The following is a 17,600-nucleotide window of genomic DNA, read 5'->3' as shown; positions in this document are numbered from 1 at the left end:
CTAACAGAAATAAGGTTTTTATATTTTAAACCACAAGTTTGACTTTTAAAATTTATTTAAAATAAGATTATTGATTGAAAAAATCAATCAAAACACACTTAATCATCTAATAGCTCAATAAATTAACAATGCTATAGATCATCGGGCATTTTTCAATCCAATCATGATTATTGTACCGATAAATATCCAAAATTACAAAAAATTTGGCAAGACTACTATCCTGCCAAATTTTAGAATTGTTTTGCTATTTTTTTGCCTTATCAAAACCCTGCACAATGGTAGAAGTTGTTACATCTAATAGGTCAAGGTATGTTGGCACTTTACCACCCTGCTCGGACAGACTGTCAACATACAGCACGCCACCATAAGAAACACCTGTCTCTTTAGCGACTTGCTTGATAGGTTTGTCACTGATGGTGCTTTCACTAAACACCACAGGAATCTTGTGAGTTTTGATGGTTTCAATGAGCGTTCTGACCTGCTTAGGAGTGCCTTGCTGTTCAGCATTAATATCCCACAGATACGCCTCATTAAGCCCATAATCTTTTGCAAGATAGCTAAACGCCCCCTCGCTTGTTACTAGCCAACGCTGAGCTTTTGGAATGCTTGCAAATTTAGCACGCAGCGGTTCATCTAATGCTTTGATTTTTTGGCGATAAACTTCGGCATTTTTAATATAAATATCTTTATTTTTTGGGTCATGAGCAATCAGAGCATTTTTGATGTTTTCTACATAAATCAGTGCATTGGTTGGCGACATCCAAGCGTGCGGATTTGGCAAATCCTTATAAGAACCAGCCTTAATCATCAAGGGCGTGATGCCTTCGGTAACAACCACCTCAGGCGTATCTTTGGCATCTTGGTAAAATTTATCAAACCAGCGTTCTAAATTCATGCCATTATGCAAGATTAAATCCGCCTCCTTAACCTTAGCAATGTCCTTTGGGGTCGGTTCATAATCATGAATCTCCGCCCCTGCTTTGGTGATAGATTCAACATCTGCCACATCTCCTGCCACATTTTGGGCAATGTCAGCAATGATGGTAAAAGTCGTTACAACCATCATTTTATCCTTTTGAACAGACAAGGTATCCTTGCTTTGTTCAGCAGGCTTATCAGCACCGCAAGCGGTTAATAGTAGTACCGAGCCAATGAATGCAGGGAGCATTTTTTTTAGGCTGTTATTTATCATATATCCTCTTTTTTTAAGTTGTTTGAATTTGTTGCACTCTTAATGATAACATTGTATATGATAATAATAACTGTTTTTATTTAATTAGTCAAGTGATTGCATATCATGATGACATCAGCAGTATATCAAAATCCCTTGTTTTTATTATTCAAAAATTTGTTATAATAGCTCTTTTTATCTAGCAAACCAGATAAATCTTTTTGTTTTTTTAAAATCCACTGGTAGCGGTCAAATATTTGATGGTAGCAAATATCACTGCCAACGCCAATTTTAGGAGTACTCTTATGGTCGCAATCACCCTTCCCAATGGCGATGTCAAGCACTTTGACGGTGCAACAACCGTCATGGACATCGCTCAATCCATCGGTGCAGGTCTTGCCAAAGCCACCGTTGCAGGCAAAGTAAATGGCAAACTTGTGGACGCATGCGATCCCATCACCGAAGATGCGACCGTACAAATCGTTACGCCAAAAGACGCTGAGGGCGTAGAAATCATCCGCCACTCGTGTGCTCACCTTTTAGGACACGCTGTTAAGCAACTGTTTCCAGAAGTTAAAATGGTCATAGGACCTGTGATTGAAGATGGCTTTTATTATGACATCTATAGCGATAAGCCCTTCACCCAAGAGGATATGGGAGTGATTGAAACTCGCATGCATGAGCTTATCAATCAAGATTATGATGTCATCAAAAAAATGACCCCAAGAGATGAGGTCATTGAAGTATTCAAGGCTCGTGGCGAAGAATATAAACTTCGCTTAATTGATGATATGCCAGATGAGACGGCGATGGGACTGTATTACCATCAAGAATACATTGATATGTGTCGTGGACCACATGTTCCTAATACTCGCTTTTTAAAGGCATTCAAACTGACCAAAATGAGCGGTGCGTATTGGCGAGGCGACGCTAAAAACGAGCAGTTGCAACGCATCTACGGCACGGCATGGGCGGACAAAAAAGAACTTGCCGCTTACATCAAACGCATAGAAGAAGCCGAAAAACGAGACCATCGCAAAATCGGCAAAGCACTTGATTTATTTCACTTGCAAGAAGAAGCACCAGGCATGGTGTTTTGGCATCCCAATGGCTGGACGGTATGGCAAGTGCTTGAGCAATATATGCGTAAAGTACAAAAAGACAACAGCTATCTGGAAATCAAAACGCCACAAGTCGTGGACAGAAGTCTGTGGGAAAAATCTGGACATTGGGAAAATTATGGCGAAATGATGTTCACCACATCAAGCGAAAAACGAGATTACGCTGTCAAACCAATGAACTGCCCTTGTCATGTGCAAGTATTTAATCAAGGATTAAAGTCCTATCGTGATCTGCCCCTACGCCTTGCCGAATTTGGCTCGTGCCACCGTAACGAACCATCAGGCTCACTACATGGCATCATGCGTGTGCGTGGCTTTGTGCAAGATGACGCCCATATTTTCTGCTCGCATGAACAAATCCGAGATGAAGCCCAAGCCTTCATTAAACTCACTCTTGCCGTCTATAAAGATTTTGGCTTTGATGAAGTACAAATGAAACTCTCCACTCGCCCAGAAAAACGAGTTGGGGCGGATGCACTGTGGGACGATGCTGAAAAAGCCCTAGCATATGCTCTTGATACTGCAGGACTTGCATGGGAGCTACAAGAGGGTGAAGGAGCGTTTTATGGACCTAAGATTGAATTTAGCCTAAAAGACTGCTTGGGTCGTGTGTGGCAATGTGGCACACTCCAACTAGACTTTAACCTACCTGATCGACTAGGGGCAGAATACATCAGCGAAACAGGCGAGCGAGTCCGTCCTGTGATGCTTCACCGTGCGATTTTAGGTTCATTTGAACGCTTTATTGGCATTTTGATTGAGCATTATGCAGGTTGGTTCCCTGCATGGCTTGCCCCTCAACAAATCGTAGTAATGAATATCACAGATAAGCAAGCCGATGCTGTGGCAGACACTGTTAAAACCTTAAACGACAAAGGTTACCGTGCCATGAGTGATTTGCGTAACGAAAAAATCGGCTTTAAAATCCGTGAACGCACCCTTGAACGCATTCCGTTTATGCTAGTTCTAGGCGATAAAGAAGTAGAAAGTGGCACGGTCAATGTCCGCACTCGTGAAGGCGAGAATCTAGGTAGTATGTTGCTTGATGACTTTATCAAAGTGTTGGATACAGCGATTGAGAAAAAAGGTAGAATTGAGCCGAAGGCAGATAGCGAATAATTTGGCTTAATTAAAAAATCCATCCAAAGGCAATTCTGGGTGGATTTTTTAAATTAACACTTAATTTGAGTGTTCACAAATACTCCAAATCTCAATCAAATCCTTACAGATTTAAAAAATAGCTTTATTTTTAAATCATGCTTTTTTATTAACCAGTCACATACGGTGAGTAGATATATCAGTAAGTGGCTTTATTATTCTTTGTTATGAAAATCATCACACCATCATTATATATTTCACTCGCTTTTTTGGTCGTACAACAAGTGATTGTCGGCTTATCCACCTATTTCATTGCCAAGCTTGCCATAGACATCGCTCAACATCAGGACTTTTTGATCAATTTGATTGGCTTCGTTGTGTCATTGGTCGTTGTGTATGTTCCTGCTTATTTGGCAAGTGTTTATTTGGAAAAGTCAAAATTTGAGTTGTTAGATGATTATGTGCAAAGATTTGTTAAGATCTTTTGTGGCAAAACTTTTTTGTTAAGCGACAAACAATTAAAAGCCCAAAGTACGGTCTTTGTCAGCCAAGAGGGTAAATCTGTGATTGATGACACGCTTGATTTCGTCTTTGATGGTGTGGCATTGATTTTAAACTTATCAATCAATGTGTTGATTTTGGGATTTTTTCTCGATCGTTACCTACTGATGGCTTATGTCTGTGGGTTTTTGCTTGTGGAGATGTTTATTTTTTATCATCAAAAGAACATATCAAGACTGTCCACCATGTCTCAAAAATCCAGAATCTCTTTCATCGCCACCTTAAATAGAATCTGGGACCATGTCGTCATTTTTAATCGATATAACATGGGCATTTTTACTAAAATTTACCGACATCATTTTGAACGCTCAAAAAAACTTCAAGTCGCCAACCAATCGTTCAATCATCTGATTTCAAGTCTTGACATGATATTGTTCATGTTGCCTGTACTGGGTTTTATTTCGTATCTGTTCATTCAAAATCATGAAGATTATGTATTTTTGGCGTTGTTGGTGGCGACACTACCAAGACAAATCCAGCTTCTGCAAATGGGGCAAGCACTTGTTTTTCATCAGACCAATTTTTCTAGCATCAAAGCCAAATTGACTGGCTTGAAGCATTCTTTAAATGCACCTGATGTCGATGTATTAAGCAGGATTGATTTTCAGCAGATGGTTATCAACGACATTCCACTAAGCGAGTTTGATCTGAGTGATTTGCCAACAACTGGCAGAATGACGATTAGGGGGTGTAATGGTGCTGGCAAAAGCAGTCTGTTGCTACACTTAAAGACACGGTTGTCAGGCAGGGCTTTTTATCTGTCTGTCAGTCATGATTTGTTTTTTCGTCAAAATGATCAAAAATCAACCGGTCAAAAATTATTTTCACAGCTGATTGAGATTGAAAATCACAAAAACGATGTCGATGTCATCATTCTTGATGAATGGGACGCCAACCTAGACAAAGAAAATAAAGCCACCCTTGATGAATTGATTGATGAAATCGCAACAAGTACATTGGTGGTGGAAGTCCGACATTAGGACAAAACTCTTGCAATTTTATTATTGCTTAAGTATAATGGGGTGATTTTTTATTTTTGGAGTAACCATCATTAAACCGTCAAACCGTTTAAATATCAATGAAGATATTCGTGCCAAAGAAGTTCGCTTAGTCAAAGAAGATGGCGAGCAATTGGGTGTGGTAGATTTAAAAACTGCTTTAAAAGCCGCCAGCGACGAAGGACTGGATTTGGTTGAAATCGTCCCTGATGCCAAGCCACCCGTTGCTAAAATTATGGATTATAAACGCTATTTGTACGACCAAAAACAAAAAGCAAAAGAAGCCAAAAAGAACCAAAAGCAAACCCAAGTTAAAGAAATCAAGCTTAGACCAGGCACCGAAGAAGCAGACTATCAGGTTAAGCTACGCAAGATTGTGGAATTTTTGGAAGATAAAGACAAAGTCAAGGTTTCTATCCGTTTTCGTGGTCGTGAGATGGCTCACCAAGAAATTGGTAAGGCTCAGCTAGAACGCATCATCAAAGACACCGAAGAAGTAGCAACTGTGGAACAAGCCCCTAAAGTTGAAGGTCGTCAAATGGGCATGCTATTAGGTCCTGCCAAAAAGAAATAACCGACCATGCTTTAGCAAAAGAGCATAGATAGCAAGAATATTTACTCTTGCTATTTTTATGCCATTTTTTCATATTGATGGTTATTGATACTCGGCTGATGACAACTCCTTTTGCATGATTAAAGCATCAACCACCCCCCATTCATCTTTATAATAACCCACTCTAACATCTATCTGATGAAAACCCTGCCTTGTATATAAGCGTATTGCAGAGGTGTTATCAGCTTTCACCTCCAGCAGTATTCTTTCCGCCCCCTTATCCTTGCACAACACATCAAACTCATCAAGAAGCATCTTGCCCATGCCTTGTTTTTGAAAACCAATATCTGTCGCAATGCGTAAGACCTCCGCCACCTCAAAGACAATCTGATAAATCAAATAACCCACCACTTCATCTTCATCATTCAATGCGATCAAAAGCCCAACCCCAAACTGCGACAGCATTGAACAGACCGACAAACTGTCCCAAGCATCAAAAAACAGCTCACGCTCAATGCGAGCTATTTGACTGACATAACCACCCTGCTCAGCACGGCGTGCGTCATCAATTTGAAATACTGTAGCCATCATATTTAACTAAAAATTTCCCTTAAAAGTGTGATATGATAAACGAAAATCTATTTTATTTTTAGTAAAATTGTAAAAATTTTGATGAGAAGTTTATGAAAAAAAATCAAACAACACCTATCTGGAACGACCCCAATGCCCACGATGAGGCAAATAAATACCAAAACCCCATTCCTTCACGCCTGCTTATCCTACAAACCATTGCCCAATTAAATAACGACAGCAAACCTGCCACAATGGAAAGTTTGGGACTACATTTTGAAATTTTGGGCGACGAAGAGAGATTTTTTGCCCTAACCAACCGCTTAAAAGCAATGCTAAGAGACAAGCAATTAGAACGCACTGATGGCATTCATTTTAGCATTGCACCCTTACCTACCACCATAACGGGCAGAATCATCGCCAATCCTAAAGGCTTTGGTTTTATCACACTAGATGACATGCCCGACTTATTTGTCCATGAAAAACAAATGCGTGTGGTCTTTGATGGTGATGTGGTAGAGGCTGTGGCAAGCGAATTTCGTGGCAACCCAGAGGCTCGCATTACAAACATCATCAGCCGAGCCAGTACTGAGTTTGTTGGTATCATACAGCGTGATGATGACGGCTACTTTGTTCAGTTATCAGGAGCAAATAGTCATCAACCCATCACACTGACCGATGATGAGGTGGCACGCTTTGGCGTGGGTGTGGGCGATAGCGTCAAAGTGGCAATTATTGATATGCCCACTTATCAAGAATACGCCACAGGCAAAATCAGTGAGGTTCTAACCCACCTAAACGACCGTGAATTAATCATTGAGACCACCTTACTAAATCACGGCATACCGTTTGAGTTTAGTAAAGCTACACTAGAACAAGCAGACAGCTATGGTGAGCCAACTGTGGCAGATTGTGCAGGGCGAGTGGATTTGCGAGATTTACCACTCATCACGATTGATGGCGAGGATGCAAGAGACTTTGATGATGCGGTCTATGCGTGCAAACGGGCAGGAGGCAACTACCGTGTGGTGGTTGCCATCGCTGATGTCAGCCACTATGTAACCCCCCAGTCGCCTCTTGATATAGATGCTTATGAGCGTGGCACAAGCGTGTATTTTCCCCACCGTGTAATTCCCATGCTCCCAGAGGTACTGTCTAACGGTCTATGCTCACTCAACCCCAAAGTAGATCGCCTTTGTATGGTGGCGGATATTAAGCTATCTAAAGCAGGCAAGGTAACAGGCTATGAGTTTTATCCTGCTGTCATGCATTCGCAAGCTCGCTTGACTTATAATCAAGTAAATGCTTATTTTGACGACCCCACCAATGAGACCTTGCCTGATGATTTGGTCAAGAACCCTGCTGTGTGTAAATCGGTAGATACCCTGTATCAACTTTATCAAATTTTGGATAAAAAGCGTACCGAGCGTGGTGCAATGGCGTTTGAAACAGCGGAAAGTTACATCGTCTTTGGCAAAGATGGCGACATTAAAGACATCAAAAAACGCACTCGTGGCGATGCTCACAAACTCATTGAAGAGATGATGCTACTTGCTAATACTTGTGGGGCAAATTTTGCTCTTAAACACGATTTACCTGCCTTGTATCGCAACCATGACAAGCCATCCGATGAAAAATCCGCCAAACTTTCTGAATATCTTAAATCCTTTGGCTTATCCTTCCCTGATGAATCGCCCAGTCATGCCGACTATCAACGAGTCATCAAGGCGACCGAAGGACGAGCTGATACCCAAAGCATTCACTCTATGCTACTGCGTTCTATGATGCAGGCAAATTATAGCCCTGATAATATCGGTCATTTTGGTTTGGCGTATGATGAATACAGCCATTTTACCAGTCCAATTCGCCGTTATCCCGACCTTATGCTCCATCGAGCCATTAAGGATAAAACAACAGGAAAAAAATCTAAAAACACGATTTATAAAACCTTAGATGAAGCAGGTGAACAAACTTCCATCACCGAACGCCGTGCTGAAGAGGCAAGCCGCCATGTAGAGGCATGGTTGAAGTGCCATTATATGCAAAAGCACTTGGGTGATGAATTTATGGGAACAATCACCACCGTAACAAATTTTGGGCTATTCATCACACTCAATGATCTATTTATCGATGGGCTAATTCACATCTCAAATCTATCAGCTGAGTATTATGAATACAATGAGCGAGAGCAAGCACTCATTGGCGAGCGTGGTAGTATCTTTAAACTGGGCGAACAGCTTTTGATTAAGGTTGCTGGCGTGAATATGGATTTGTTGCAGGTGGACTTTGCATTGGTAGAAAAGACGGACAAAACACCCAAAAAAACCAAAACCAATAAAGGTAAAAAGAAAAAATCCTAAACCACTCAACCTAACCGTAAAAGTCATTGGAGTATTCATCATGAAACAGGCACAACGATGAGTCGAATACTTTATCAACACGGCAAAATCACCAAAGCTGAACGCTACGACCATACAGGAAAACTCATTAAAACTTTGGATGTGCAGTAAAATGAATCATTTTCGCAAACTCGCCCTAACCTTAAGTCTTACCCTACTTGGGGCAAACTTATCCGCCTGTGCCAAACCCAGCACCGAACACACAAGCTCAACCAGTCAGTCCATGCGTGAGCGGTTTTATGCGTTCAGCGAGCTTGATTTATCTGAAGTGGGAGTTGCCAAACAAATCACCCTTGTTGATGACACCAGTCCACTCATCATCAATGACAAAGCCGAGCTTTGGCAAGTGCCACACCCAGACAAACCAATCAAACTCGCTAAGGGCGTATCATCAAGCGTCTCCGCTGTGGCAAAGTTTGATAAAGTGGCTTTTGCCGACAAAGATGGTTACTTTAACCTAATCCAAAATGGACAGCGTTACCACTCATCCATTCGCCTATCGCCCCACTCCGCCATGCTCATGCTACCTTTGGCAACCATTGCTGTGGAGGCTCATGATGACGGTACGGCAAGCCTTGTTCGCCTTGAAGTGGTAGGAAATCGTGTACAAGCAGTTGCTCGCTTTGGTTCTGTCATGCCAGACGCTCGCCCTGTACAAATCAATTTTACAGGCGATAATACCAACGGACACATTGCCGTCCTATCCCACCCAGACAGCAGAACTTATCGGCATGGCGTACTAGGCGATGATATTGAGGCAAGGCAGGTGCAATTTTTAGAACGGCATAGTCTTACACCGCTTAGCAAGCCCTTAACGGTTAGAGGCTTGGTTTTTGAGGCAAATACCTTTGAGATTTTACCTCACAGCAAGGGCAATCATTTGGTAACAACCATTGCAGGTGGTGGGTATGGAGCAAGCACGGTTGTTATTGGCAATGTAGATAACCAACTACAAATCATTGCCCAAAGCACGCCTTTATCAAACAATCGCTGGCAGTCACCTTTTGTGTTTGGTGATAATCTTTATGCCATACAAATGCCCCATTTGGTCGGACGGTTTGTCAAATACATACAATCTGGCGATCAACTGAATGAAAAAGTCTTGGGCGAAGGTTACTCTAATCATGCGATTGGTGAATTTGATACCAATATGGTGGCAGGTCGTAACAATTTTGCTCTCATTCCCCATAAAGGCTATCGTCAAATCAGTATTTTGACCACCGAGGGCGATATTGTATCTTTATCTGATAACTTACCAGCACCAATCATCAAAATTCTCTCCAATGATAATCAAGCCTATCTACTACTTAGCAATGGCACAATTTGGGTGTTGAATGCTCAGACTCAATAGACAAAATCCCTGCTCTGTCCCACTCAAAGTCTGATGCCATATGGTTTTAAATAGGTTTTATGGAAATTAAAAAACATGCCATAACCATGACTCTACAAATACCAAGAGCAATGGTAAAAAACAAGGTAAGCAAGAAAGACGGCGTAGGAATGTTTTTTGGTATTTTGTTGAGAGAGCTGACATCAGCAATGATCAAATTTGGCAAGAATACACACAAGGAAAATAAACTTATAAACAGCTTGCTAAGAGGCACAACCTATCAGTCAGAACCACCATGCAAAAACGACTTGATAAGGTATCAGAAGGACTGTTTAGTCATGTTAAACAGTCCTTACACTATTATCAAAGACCAATCAAACACAAAATACAGAAGTTTATTGGGAGTTTCTTGCAGGGTTATACTCAACCCACCCCCCACTTGATATTCCCTTTTCTGCAAACAGGAAAATATCCATTAAAGAATAGGGTGGGGATTGTAGTGAGAAGGTATTTATTGTGCTGTTTTTAATAACACCCCATTCAATGATACATATCTTAGGTATTCATCAGCGGTGTTTATCGCTATACTCCACCCAAAAATCTGCATTTTCAATACCCACCTTTCTGGGATCAAATACTGGATCTAAGCCTTGCTTCATCTGATTATCATAGTCTTTTAGAACCTTGAAAGCTACTCTGCTTAGCAGCAGGATGGCGATGAAATTTAAATAACACATAACACCAAAACCAATATCGCCCAATGCCCACATCATACCTGCTGATTGCACGCTACCAAAGAAACAGATTATCAAAAATACGACCTTAAGTACAGTTTTTAAATAAGGATAACGCAATTGATTATCCAAGTATACCAAGGCTGTCTCGGCAATATAATAATAGGCAAGCAAGCAGGTCCAGGCAAACAAGAATATAGCCAATGCAACAAATGCTGGTCCAAAGTCAGCAAAAATAGTTGAAACCGCCGCTTGGGTAAATGCTGTACCAGCGGCAACACCAGGCATATTTTCAACCAACATAGCGCCATCTGGACCTTGAACATTATACATGCCTGTTGACAAAATCATCAATGCTGTAGCGGTGCATACAAGCACTGTGTCCACATAGACAGAAAATCCCTGTACGAGACCCTGCTTGGCAGGATGTGAAACTTCTGCAGCAGCAGAACTGAATGTCGCCTCGCCTGCACCAGCAACATTAGAGAAGACTGCACGGCGAACACCCCAAGAAATTGCCATACCAACGATGCCACCAAACACAGCATCCATACCAAACGCACTTTTTACAATCAAAGCAATCATACTAGGAATGGCAACGGCATTAAAGGTTAAAATCACCAACATCATAAGAATGTAGAAGATTGCCATAAAAGGAATGACTTTGTCGGCAAATCTAGCAATACGCTTAATGCCACCAAAAATGATAAAAGCCAAAGGCACAATGACCATCAATCCTGTCACTATGGGCGATAATCCAAAAGCGGTTTTGAATGAATCACTGATGGTGTTTGCCTGCACGCCTGGCACAAGTACACCGTACGATAGGCAAACTACAGCGGCGACAAATATCGCAAAAGACTTCATCTTTAAGCCTTTTTCAATATAATAAGGCGAGCCACCACGATACTGCTTATCTGAGCTTTCTTTATAGACTTGTGCTAAAGTAGATTCAATAAAAGCACTGGCACCGCCCAACAGTCCCATGACAATCATCCAAAAAACCGCCCCTGGACCACCAGCTGCAATCGCAGTAGCTACGCCAGCAATATTACCCACGCCAATACGACCAGATAACGCCATACAAAACGCCTGAAATGAAGTAACACCTTGATCTGAATTATTCTTATCAAACAATAGACGAATCATTTCTTTTAGATAGCGAAATTGCACACCTTTTGTAGCGATGGTGAAGTAGATGCCTACAGCCAAAGCCAGATACACCAGAGCATCACTCCAAATATAACCTACTACGGTATTGATGAAATCTTCCATATTCATTTCCTTGAGTTGTATAAACCCCGCCAATGGAATATGCATCCCAAAGGTTTTGCATTTAATGCATGGTAGGGTCTTGAATGTCCTTATTACTTAGCAAATCACCCAAATGGTCTTGGTTTGACAGTATTGCTCCAACGCCTCAATCCCATTATCTCGACCACCAAATCCTGATTGCTTATAGCCACCAAATGGGGTTGTGATGTCACCCTCTGAAAATCCATTAATAGATATTGTGCCTGCTTGTATTTTTCTGGCAACCGTCAATGCACACTTAAGACTTTGGGTATAGAACGATGCAGCTAGACCGTAACTGCTATCATTCGCCAAATTGATAGCTTCTTCCTTACTCTCAAATGTCGTCACAGCCAAAATAGGACCAAATACCTCCTCTTTAAACAAAGTCATGTCAGCAGTCACATTATCAAAAATCGTCGGCTCGATATACCATCCACTACCCAAGTCTGAAAGCAAATTGCCACCCGTTACCAGTGACGCCCCCTCTGATTTGGCGGTTTCTAGGTAATGAACCACCTTGTCCAAGTGTGCTTGTTCAATCATGGGTCCTAAGACAACATCGTCATGGCGTGGGTCGCCAATTTTCCAAGCAGACAAGCCTTCAATCAACTTTTCAAGTAGAAGCTGCTTTTTACTGCTATGCACCAACAATCTAGAGCCACAGCTACAGTTTTCACCCATATTCCAAAATGCTGCAGATAGTACATTGTTAATCATATTTTCATCAATGATAGCATCCTCAAAGATAATCTGCGGACTTTTACCCCCACACTCCAAAACAATCTCTTTAAGATTACTTTGTGCCGAATACTGCAAGAATAAACGCCCAACTTCGGTTGAACCAGTAAAGGATACCATATCAATATCCATATGCTTGCCAATAGCAGCACCCACCACTTCACCTCGACCACAGATCATCTGTAGGGCATCTTTTGGTACACCTGCCTCATAAGCCAATTCAATCATGCGGTACGCTGAAAGACTGGTAAGCTCAGCAGGCTTTACAATAACGCTGTTACCCATGATGAGTGCAGGTGCTACTTTCCATGCAAACATTTGAGCTGGAAAGTTCCATGGTAGTACAGCACCCACCACACCAATCGGCTCTTTAACAATCCATGAAACAACACCATTATCCGTTGGTGCAACTTCGCCAAAAACCTTATCAATCGCCTCAGCATACCAATCAAAAGTGTCTAGCGTTGCTGGCATATCGGTATTGATGCACTCACTAATTGGCTTGCCTGCATCAATACAGTCCAATGCCGCCAATTCTTCGACATGTTCTTTTAGTAGAGCCGACCATGCTTGCATAATCTTCTTTCGTTCAGCAGGATGCTTATCCCTCCAAGTACCTTTATTAAAGCAATTACGAGCTGATGCCACCGCTTGATTGACATGTTCTTCGGTGGCATCGTCAATTTTACCAATGACACTGTTGTCAATTGGAGTAGTGTTTGGCATTGTGGCTTGACACGGACTGGCATCAACAATTAAATTGCCTGCATACAATACACCCTGCTTTGCTGCCTCAAAAACAGCTTCTTTATTTTTTGCCATCATAATACACAACCTTAACCATTTAACAATGATAAAAACGCTTGTTTATCTTCATCACGAACATCAACCAATGGCAAGCGTACGCCACCAACATCAATTGTACCTTTCAAGCAACCAATTTTGGCTTTTTGATTATAATCGCCAGATTCCATTGAATGAATGGCGGGATAAATCTCTGTCATAATATGGCGTGCCTCATCCCAATCGCCATTGCAAGCAGCTTGATAAATCGCAACTTGCTCTTCTGGAAAGACATTAGCAGCCCCCGCAATCCAACTTCTTGCCCCCCAAAAGAAGAAGTCAACAGGCTGATCATCACAGCCACAAACAATCTCAAAATTTTCAAACTTAGCTTGTAGCATACGAAGTGCGTGGCTAAAATTACCACTACTTTCTTTGATGCCCACAATGTAAGGATGCTTAGATAAACGCTTAACAGTTTCAAATTCAATATTCACACCCACTCGAGCAGGAAAATTATACATAATGATTGGCAGTTTTACCGCATCGGCCACTTTTTCAAAATGAGCAATAATGCCTGCTTGTTCCGGCAGACTATATGGGTTTGCTGATAGCATTAACCCCTCATAACCCATCTCCTTGGCTTGATGAGCAAGCTCAATGGTGTGGTCAGTTGACAAGCTATTCACCCCAGCAATCAGACTGACTTTGCCTTTGGCATACTTGGCGATGGTTGTCATTACCACTTCACGCTCTTTTTGTGATAGGGTGTAGTATTCACCAGTTGTACCGCAAGCAACGATACCAGCCACACCTTTGTCAATAAAAGAAGTAACCAACTTTTGCAATGTTGGCACATCCACTGCACCATTTTTGTCAAATGGAGTAACAATTGGCACCAAAATACCATGGATATTCATATAGCTTCTCCTTGATTTAGCTATGTTTAATTAAATTAACTGTCAATCAAAATCACCTATATTAGAGCGACCAAATCGCTCTAGCTTATACGGATTGCGATCAATAGCTGATGGTTGATTAAAGTACAAATCACTAATTAGTTGTGCACTGATCACTGCTTGTGTTAGCCCTAAATGCTGATGTCCAAAATTCAGATAAACCCTTCCAAGCTTATCAATAACAGGTAATGAATCTGCTGTAGAAGGTCTAAATCCCATCCAAGGTTCAGATTGTGAATCATCTAAATTTTGCTTAAACATGGGGTTGGCAAGCTTAAGCAGGTTATAAGCACGCTGCATATTGGCCGGCTTTTTAAGCCCTGCAAATTCAACCGTACCCGCCAATCTAAGTCCTGCATGCATCGGCGTCATAATAAAACGACGGTCCATGCTTGTTACGGGCACGCAAAGACGGCTTGATTCATTGGGTAGCATCAAATGATAGCCCCGCTCTGTATCCAGTGCAACTTCAACGCCTGTCGCTTGCATTACCAAGGGTTTTGAGAATGCTCCTGCACTAATTATAATGTGCGGAGCAAGAATCTCACCCTTAGTAGTTATCAAACGCACAGTCTGTTCTGTGGCGTCAATTTTATTGACCTTACAATTCTCGCAAATGACACCACCCATCCCAACAAAGTGAGTAATCAATACTTTGTATACCCCCTCTAAATTACTGATATGACCGGTATTAGGGAAAAATAACGCACCTAATTGATTGCTTGCCAATGCAGGCTCTCGTTCTGCCAGCTCATCTTGAGAAACAAAGTCATTTGCCACACCAAGAGCAACTAATTTCTCACCATGTTGCTTTAGTTGCAATAAAGAAGATTGGGATTCAGCTGTCAGCAGAGAGCCGTGAGTATGAACCCACTTATCCAAGCCCCACTTGTCTGCAAAATTCTGCCAAGCAGATAGGCTAACACCATTTATCTGCTTTAACGCCTCATGAGTTCTTTGAAATGACTCATCTCTCATAGATAACAACAGCTTGATTGCCCACGGAAACAGTTTTGGCAAATAAGCCCAATCCAATCTCAACGGACCAAGCGGATCAAAGAGCATTGAGGGTAGTTGCTTAATAACGCTTGGATCTGCAATGGGAAAAACCTGCTCCGTTGCAATATGTCCTGCATTGCCCAAAGAAGCACCAGCACCTACCGTACCAGCCTCCAAAATTACCACAGACTGACCTTGAGACTGCAATCGCATTGCCGTACACAATCCAATCACACCGCCACCAATGATATAAAAATCAGCATCAGTCTTAATTTCACTCATTTTAAAACCCCCAACGAAATGGATCATCCGCCTGCATTACAAGTTTGGTTTCAGCACTAATATACGCACTTCCTCTGATTGTTGGGATAATTGTTACGCTTTCAGATTGATTATAGCCATCATCACCAAGCTCATAGCTTGCCAAAAATACGCTACCAATGATACTTTCCTGCCGCCAAATGGTGGTTGGCTTAAGTTTATTATCAGCAACCAAACAAGCAACTTTGGCACTAGTGCCTGTCCCACAGGGTGAACGATCATACGCCCCACCTGGACAAAGAACGAAACTTTTGCTATCAGCGATATTAGATTTGCCAAACAGTTCAATATGATCAATCTCGCCACCATCATCACCTATAATACCCTGATTTTTAAGTGCTGATTTAATTTTTAGACTCACTTGCGTTAATTGCTTGATATTTGAAGGTTGCAAATCTTGCCCATGATCATTGATTAAGAAGAACCAATTACCACCCCATGCGATATCACCATGGATAATGCCTAGGTCAGGTACATTTACCACCACTTGTTTGCGGTAACGATAAGATGGCACATTACGAATGCTACAACTACCATCTTCATGCAGTGTTGCTGTAACAATCCCAACTGGAGTTTCTAATCGATGATCGCCAACACCAATTTTCCCTTGATAGGCCAAAGAAGTAATCACGCCAATACTGCCATGTCCACACATGCCAAGATATCCTTCATTATTAAAGAAGATAACACCTGCCACAGCAGAATCATCACTTGGCGGCACAAGCAAGGCACCAACCATCACTTCGCTACCACGAGGTTCCAAGATAATAGATCGGCGAAGATGGTCATAATTTTGTTTAAAATCCTTCAACTTCTCAGCAACACTCCGTCCAATCAATTCAGGAAATCCCTTATAAATCATGCGTGTAGGCTCACCTCCTGTGTGCGAGTCAATTAGGTGTAGAGAAAAATTTTGATGACTCATAAATCTTATTCCTGTTTTAATGCCTCAATTAATCCTTGAGTTTATGTTAGTGATTTTTTAAAAACCAAGCTTGATATATTTCTTTAAAAAAACGCCGAATTTAGCACAATTTGCATACAATCAATCATTCAGATTTGATACAATGCACCATACTTTGGAGCAAAAAGCATGCACACATACGCCTTACCCCAATTACAAATACTAGGGTTTAATAAAAATAGTGCCGATATCCAATATCTGGTTAATGATTTTGATAGCTTCATCACCAGTATCCAAGCCATCATTCCCCTTCTTGATCTGCTAAGCTCAACAGTGTTTTTTATAAAAAACACTCAAGCACAATACATGGCGGTGAATCAAACGTTAAAAACTAGACTAGATGTCAATAATGATGCACAAATTATTGGCAGAACTCCTACTGAGATGTTTGGCGACAAACAAGGGAGGGAGTATATGATACAAGACCTAAAAGTTTTGGAAGGCTCTCCCATCGTAGACAGGTTAGAACTACATACTTATCCATCTGGCAAGCTAGGTTGGTGTATTACACACAAAATCCCAATTTATAAGAAAACAAATGAAATCATAGCAATGGTCGGTGTTTCCATTGATATTGACAAGGATAATAGCTACAAATTAAAAGCCCATGAAAAGCTTGCAGTAATCATTAATTATATGCAAGACAATGCTGAGCACAAAATTACCATCAATAAACTTGCAACCATAGCAGGACTTAGCATTTCTGGACTGGAGAGACTATTTCGTTCAGTATTAAATCTATCACCACAGCAAATGTTGCAAAAAATTCGTCTAGAAAAAGCTGTCAAATTACTACAAAACCCCAATGAATCGGTGATTGAGATTGCCATTCAGTGCGGATATACAGACCACAGTGCATTTAGTAGACAGTTTAAGCAGCTTACAGGTTTGTCACCCAGTGATTTTCGCAAAAGGATGATTTAGCTGTACTTATAGCACTTTGCCATACATTGCTTTTATATCACAAAATTGAAAAAGCCGTACTATGATTAACACGAGCCATTG

13 protein-coding genes are annotated in these 17,600 nt (G+C 41.3%); 6 read left to right on the top strand and 7 right to left on the bottom strand.

All coding sequences use genetic code 11. The features are described 5' to 3' along the window. Nucleotides 1-244: 244 nt before the first annotated feature. Nucleotides 245-1,192, bottom strand: a complete 948-nt coding sequence (locus L3D27_RS02060; protein ID WP_284674024.1) for a metal ABC transporter substrate-binding protein — start codon at nucleotides 1,190-1,192, stop codon at nucleotides 245-247. 284 nt (nucleotides 1,193-1,476) lie between these two features. Between L3D27_RS02060 and thrS the strand changes: the two genes are divergently transcribed. From thrS to infC, 3 genes are all read left to right on the top strand, one after another. After that, nucleotides 1,477-3,411 (top strand): threonine--tRNA ligase, encoded by a 1,935-nt coding sequence (gene thrS / locus L3D27_RS02055; protein WP_432481421.1) that lies wholly within the window; start codon nucleotides 1,477-1,479, stop codon nucleotides 3,409-3,411. A gap of 206 nt (nucleotides 3,412-3,617) precedes the next feature. Then, nucleotides 3,618-4,931: an ATP-binding cassette domain-containing protein gene (locus L3D27_RS02050; RefSeq protein ID WP_432481420.1), complete on the top strand. Its 1,314-nt coding sequence runs from the start codon at nucleotides 3,618-3,620 to the stop codon at nucleotides 4,929-4,931. Between the two features lie 94 nt (nucleotides 4,932-5,025). After that, nucleotides 5,026-5,523 (top strand): translation initiation factor IF-3, encoded by a 498-nt coding sequence (gene infC / locus L3D27_RS02045; protein WP_373627930.1) that lies wholly within the window; start codon nucleotides 5,026-5,028, stop codon nucleotides 5,521-5,523. Between the two features lie 81 nt (nucleotides 5,524-5,604). On the opposite strand, the gene rimI is transcribed toward infC, so the two are convergent. Further along, nucleotides 5,605-6,093: a ribosomal protein S18-alanine N-acetyltransferase gene (gene rimI / locus L3D27_RS02040; protein WP_284674020.1), complete on the bottom strand. Its 489-nt coding sequence runs from the start codon at nucleotides 6,091-6,093 to the stop codon at nucleotides 5,605-5,607. 92 nt (nucleotides 6,094-6,185) lie between these two features. On the opposite strand from rimI, the gene rnr reads away from it, so the two are divergent. Further along, the gene (gene rnr, locus L3D27_RS02035) at nucleotides 6,186-8,432 is read left to right on the top strand and encodes a ribonuclease R (protein ID WP_432481419.1); all 2,247 of its coding nucleotides are present in this window, start codon (nucleotides 6,186-6,188) and stop codon (nucleotides 8,430-8,432) included. Between the two features lie 151 nt (nucleotides 8,433-8,583). Beyond that, nucleotides 8,584-9,822 (top strand): hypothetical protein, encoded by a 1,239-nt coding sequence (locus tag L3D27_RS02030; RefSeq protein ID WP_432481418.1) that lies wholly within the window; start codon nucleotides 8,584-8,586, stop codon nucleotides 9,820-9,822. Nucleotides 9,823-10,367: 545 nt separating this feature from the next. Here L3D27_RS02030 and L3D27_RS02025 read toward each other — a convergent pair. From L3D27_RS02025 to L3D27_RS02005, 5 genes are all read right to left on the bottom strand, one after another. Next, the gene (locus L3D27_RS02025; RefSeq protein WP_432481417.1) at nucleotides 10,368-11,810 is read right to left on the bottom strand and encodes an alanine/glycine:cation symporter family protein; all 1,443 of its coding nucleotides are present in this window, start codon (nucleotides 11,808-11,810) and stop codon (nucleotides 10,368-10,370) included. Nucleotides 11,811-11,906: 96 nt separating this feature from the next. After that, entirely contained in the window at nucleotides 11,907-13,394 is a 1,488-nt protein-coding gene (locus L3D27_RS02020) for an aldehyde dehydrogenase (RefSeq protein ID WP_432481416.1), read from the bottom strand. Nucleotides 13,395-13,405: 11 nt separating this feature from the next. Beyond that, nucleotides 13,406-14,272, bottom strand: coding sequence for a 4-hydroxy-tetrahydrodipicolinate synthase (gene dapA, locus L3D27_RS02015; RefSeq protein WP_432481415.1), 867 nt, complete (start codon nucleotides 14,270-14,272; stop codon nucleotides 13,406-13,408). A 42-nt stretch (nucleotides 14,273-14,314) separates the two neighbouring features. Then, nucleotides 14,315-15,592 (bottom strand): NAD(P)/FAD-dependent oxidoreductase, encoded by a 1,278-nt coding sequence (locus tag L3D27_RS02010; protein ID WP_432481414.1) that lies wholly within the window; start codon nucleotides 15,590-15,592, stop codon nucleotides 14,315-14,317. A 1-nt stretch (nucleotide 15,593) separates the two neighbouring features. After that, nucleotides 15,594-16,556, bottom strand: a complete 963-nt coding sequence (locus L3D27_RS02005; protein WP_432481413.1) for a proline racemase family protein — start codon at nucleotides 16,554-16,556, stop codon at nucleotides 15,594-15,596. A gap of 168 nt (nucleotides 16,557-16,724) precedes the next feature. On the opposite strand from L3D27_RS02005, the gene L3D27_RS02000 reads away from it, so the two are divergent. After that, nucleotides 16,725-17,519, top strand: coding sequence for a helix-turn-helix domain-containing protein (locus L3D27_RS02000; protein WP_432481412.1), 795 nt, complete (start codon nucleotides 16,725-16,727; stop codon nucleotides 17,517-17,519). Nucleotides 17,520-17,600: the final 81 nt, after the last annotated feature.

The sequence above is a fragment of the Moraxella sp. ZY200743 genome (genome assembly GCF_050885545.1).
In the GTDB taxonomy this organism is placed as follows: domain Bacteria; phylum Pseudomonadota; class Gammaproteobacteria; order Pseudomonadales; family Moraxellaceae; genus Moraxella; species Moraxella haemolytica.
This window is presented reverse-complemented; position numbering and strand designations above follow the sequence as displayed.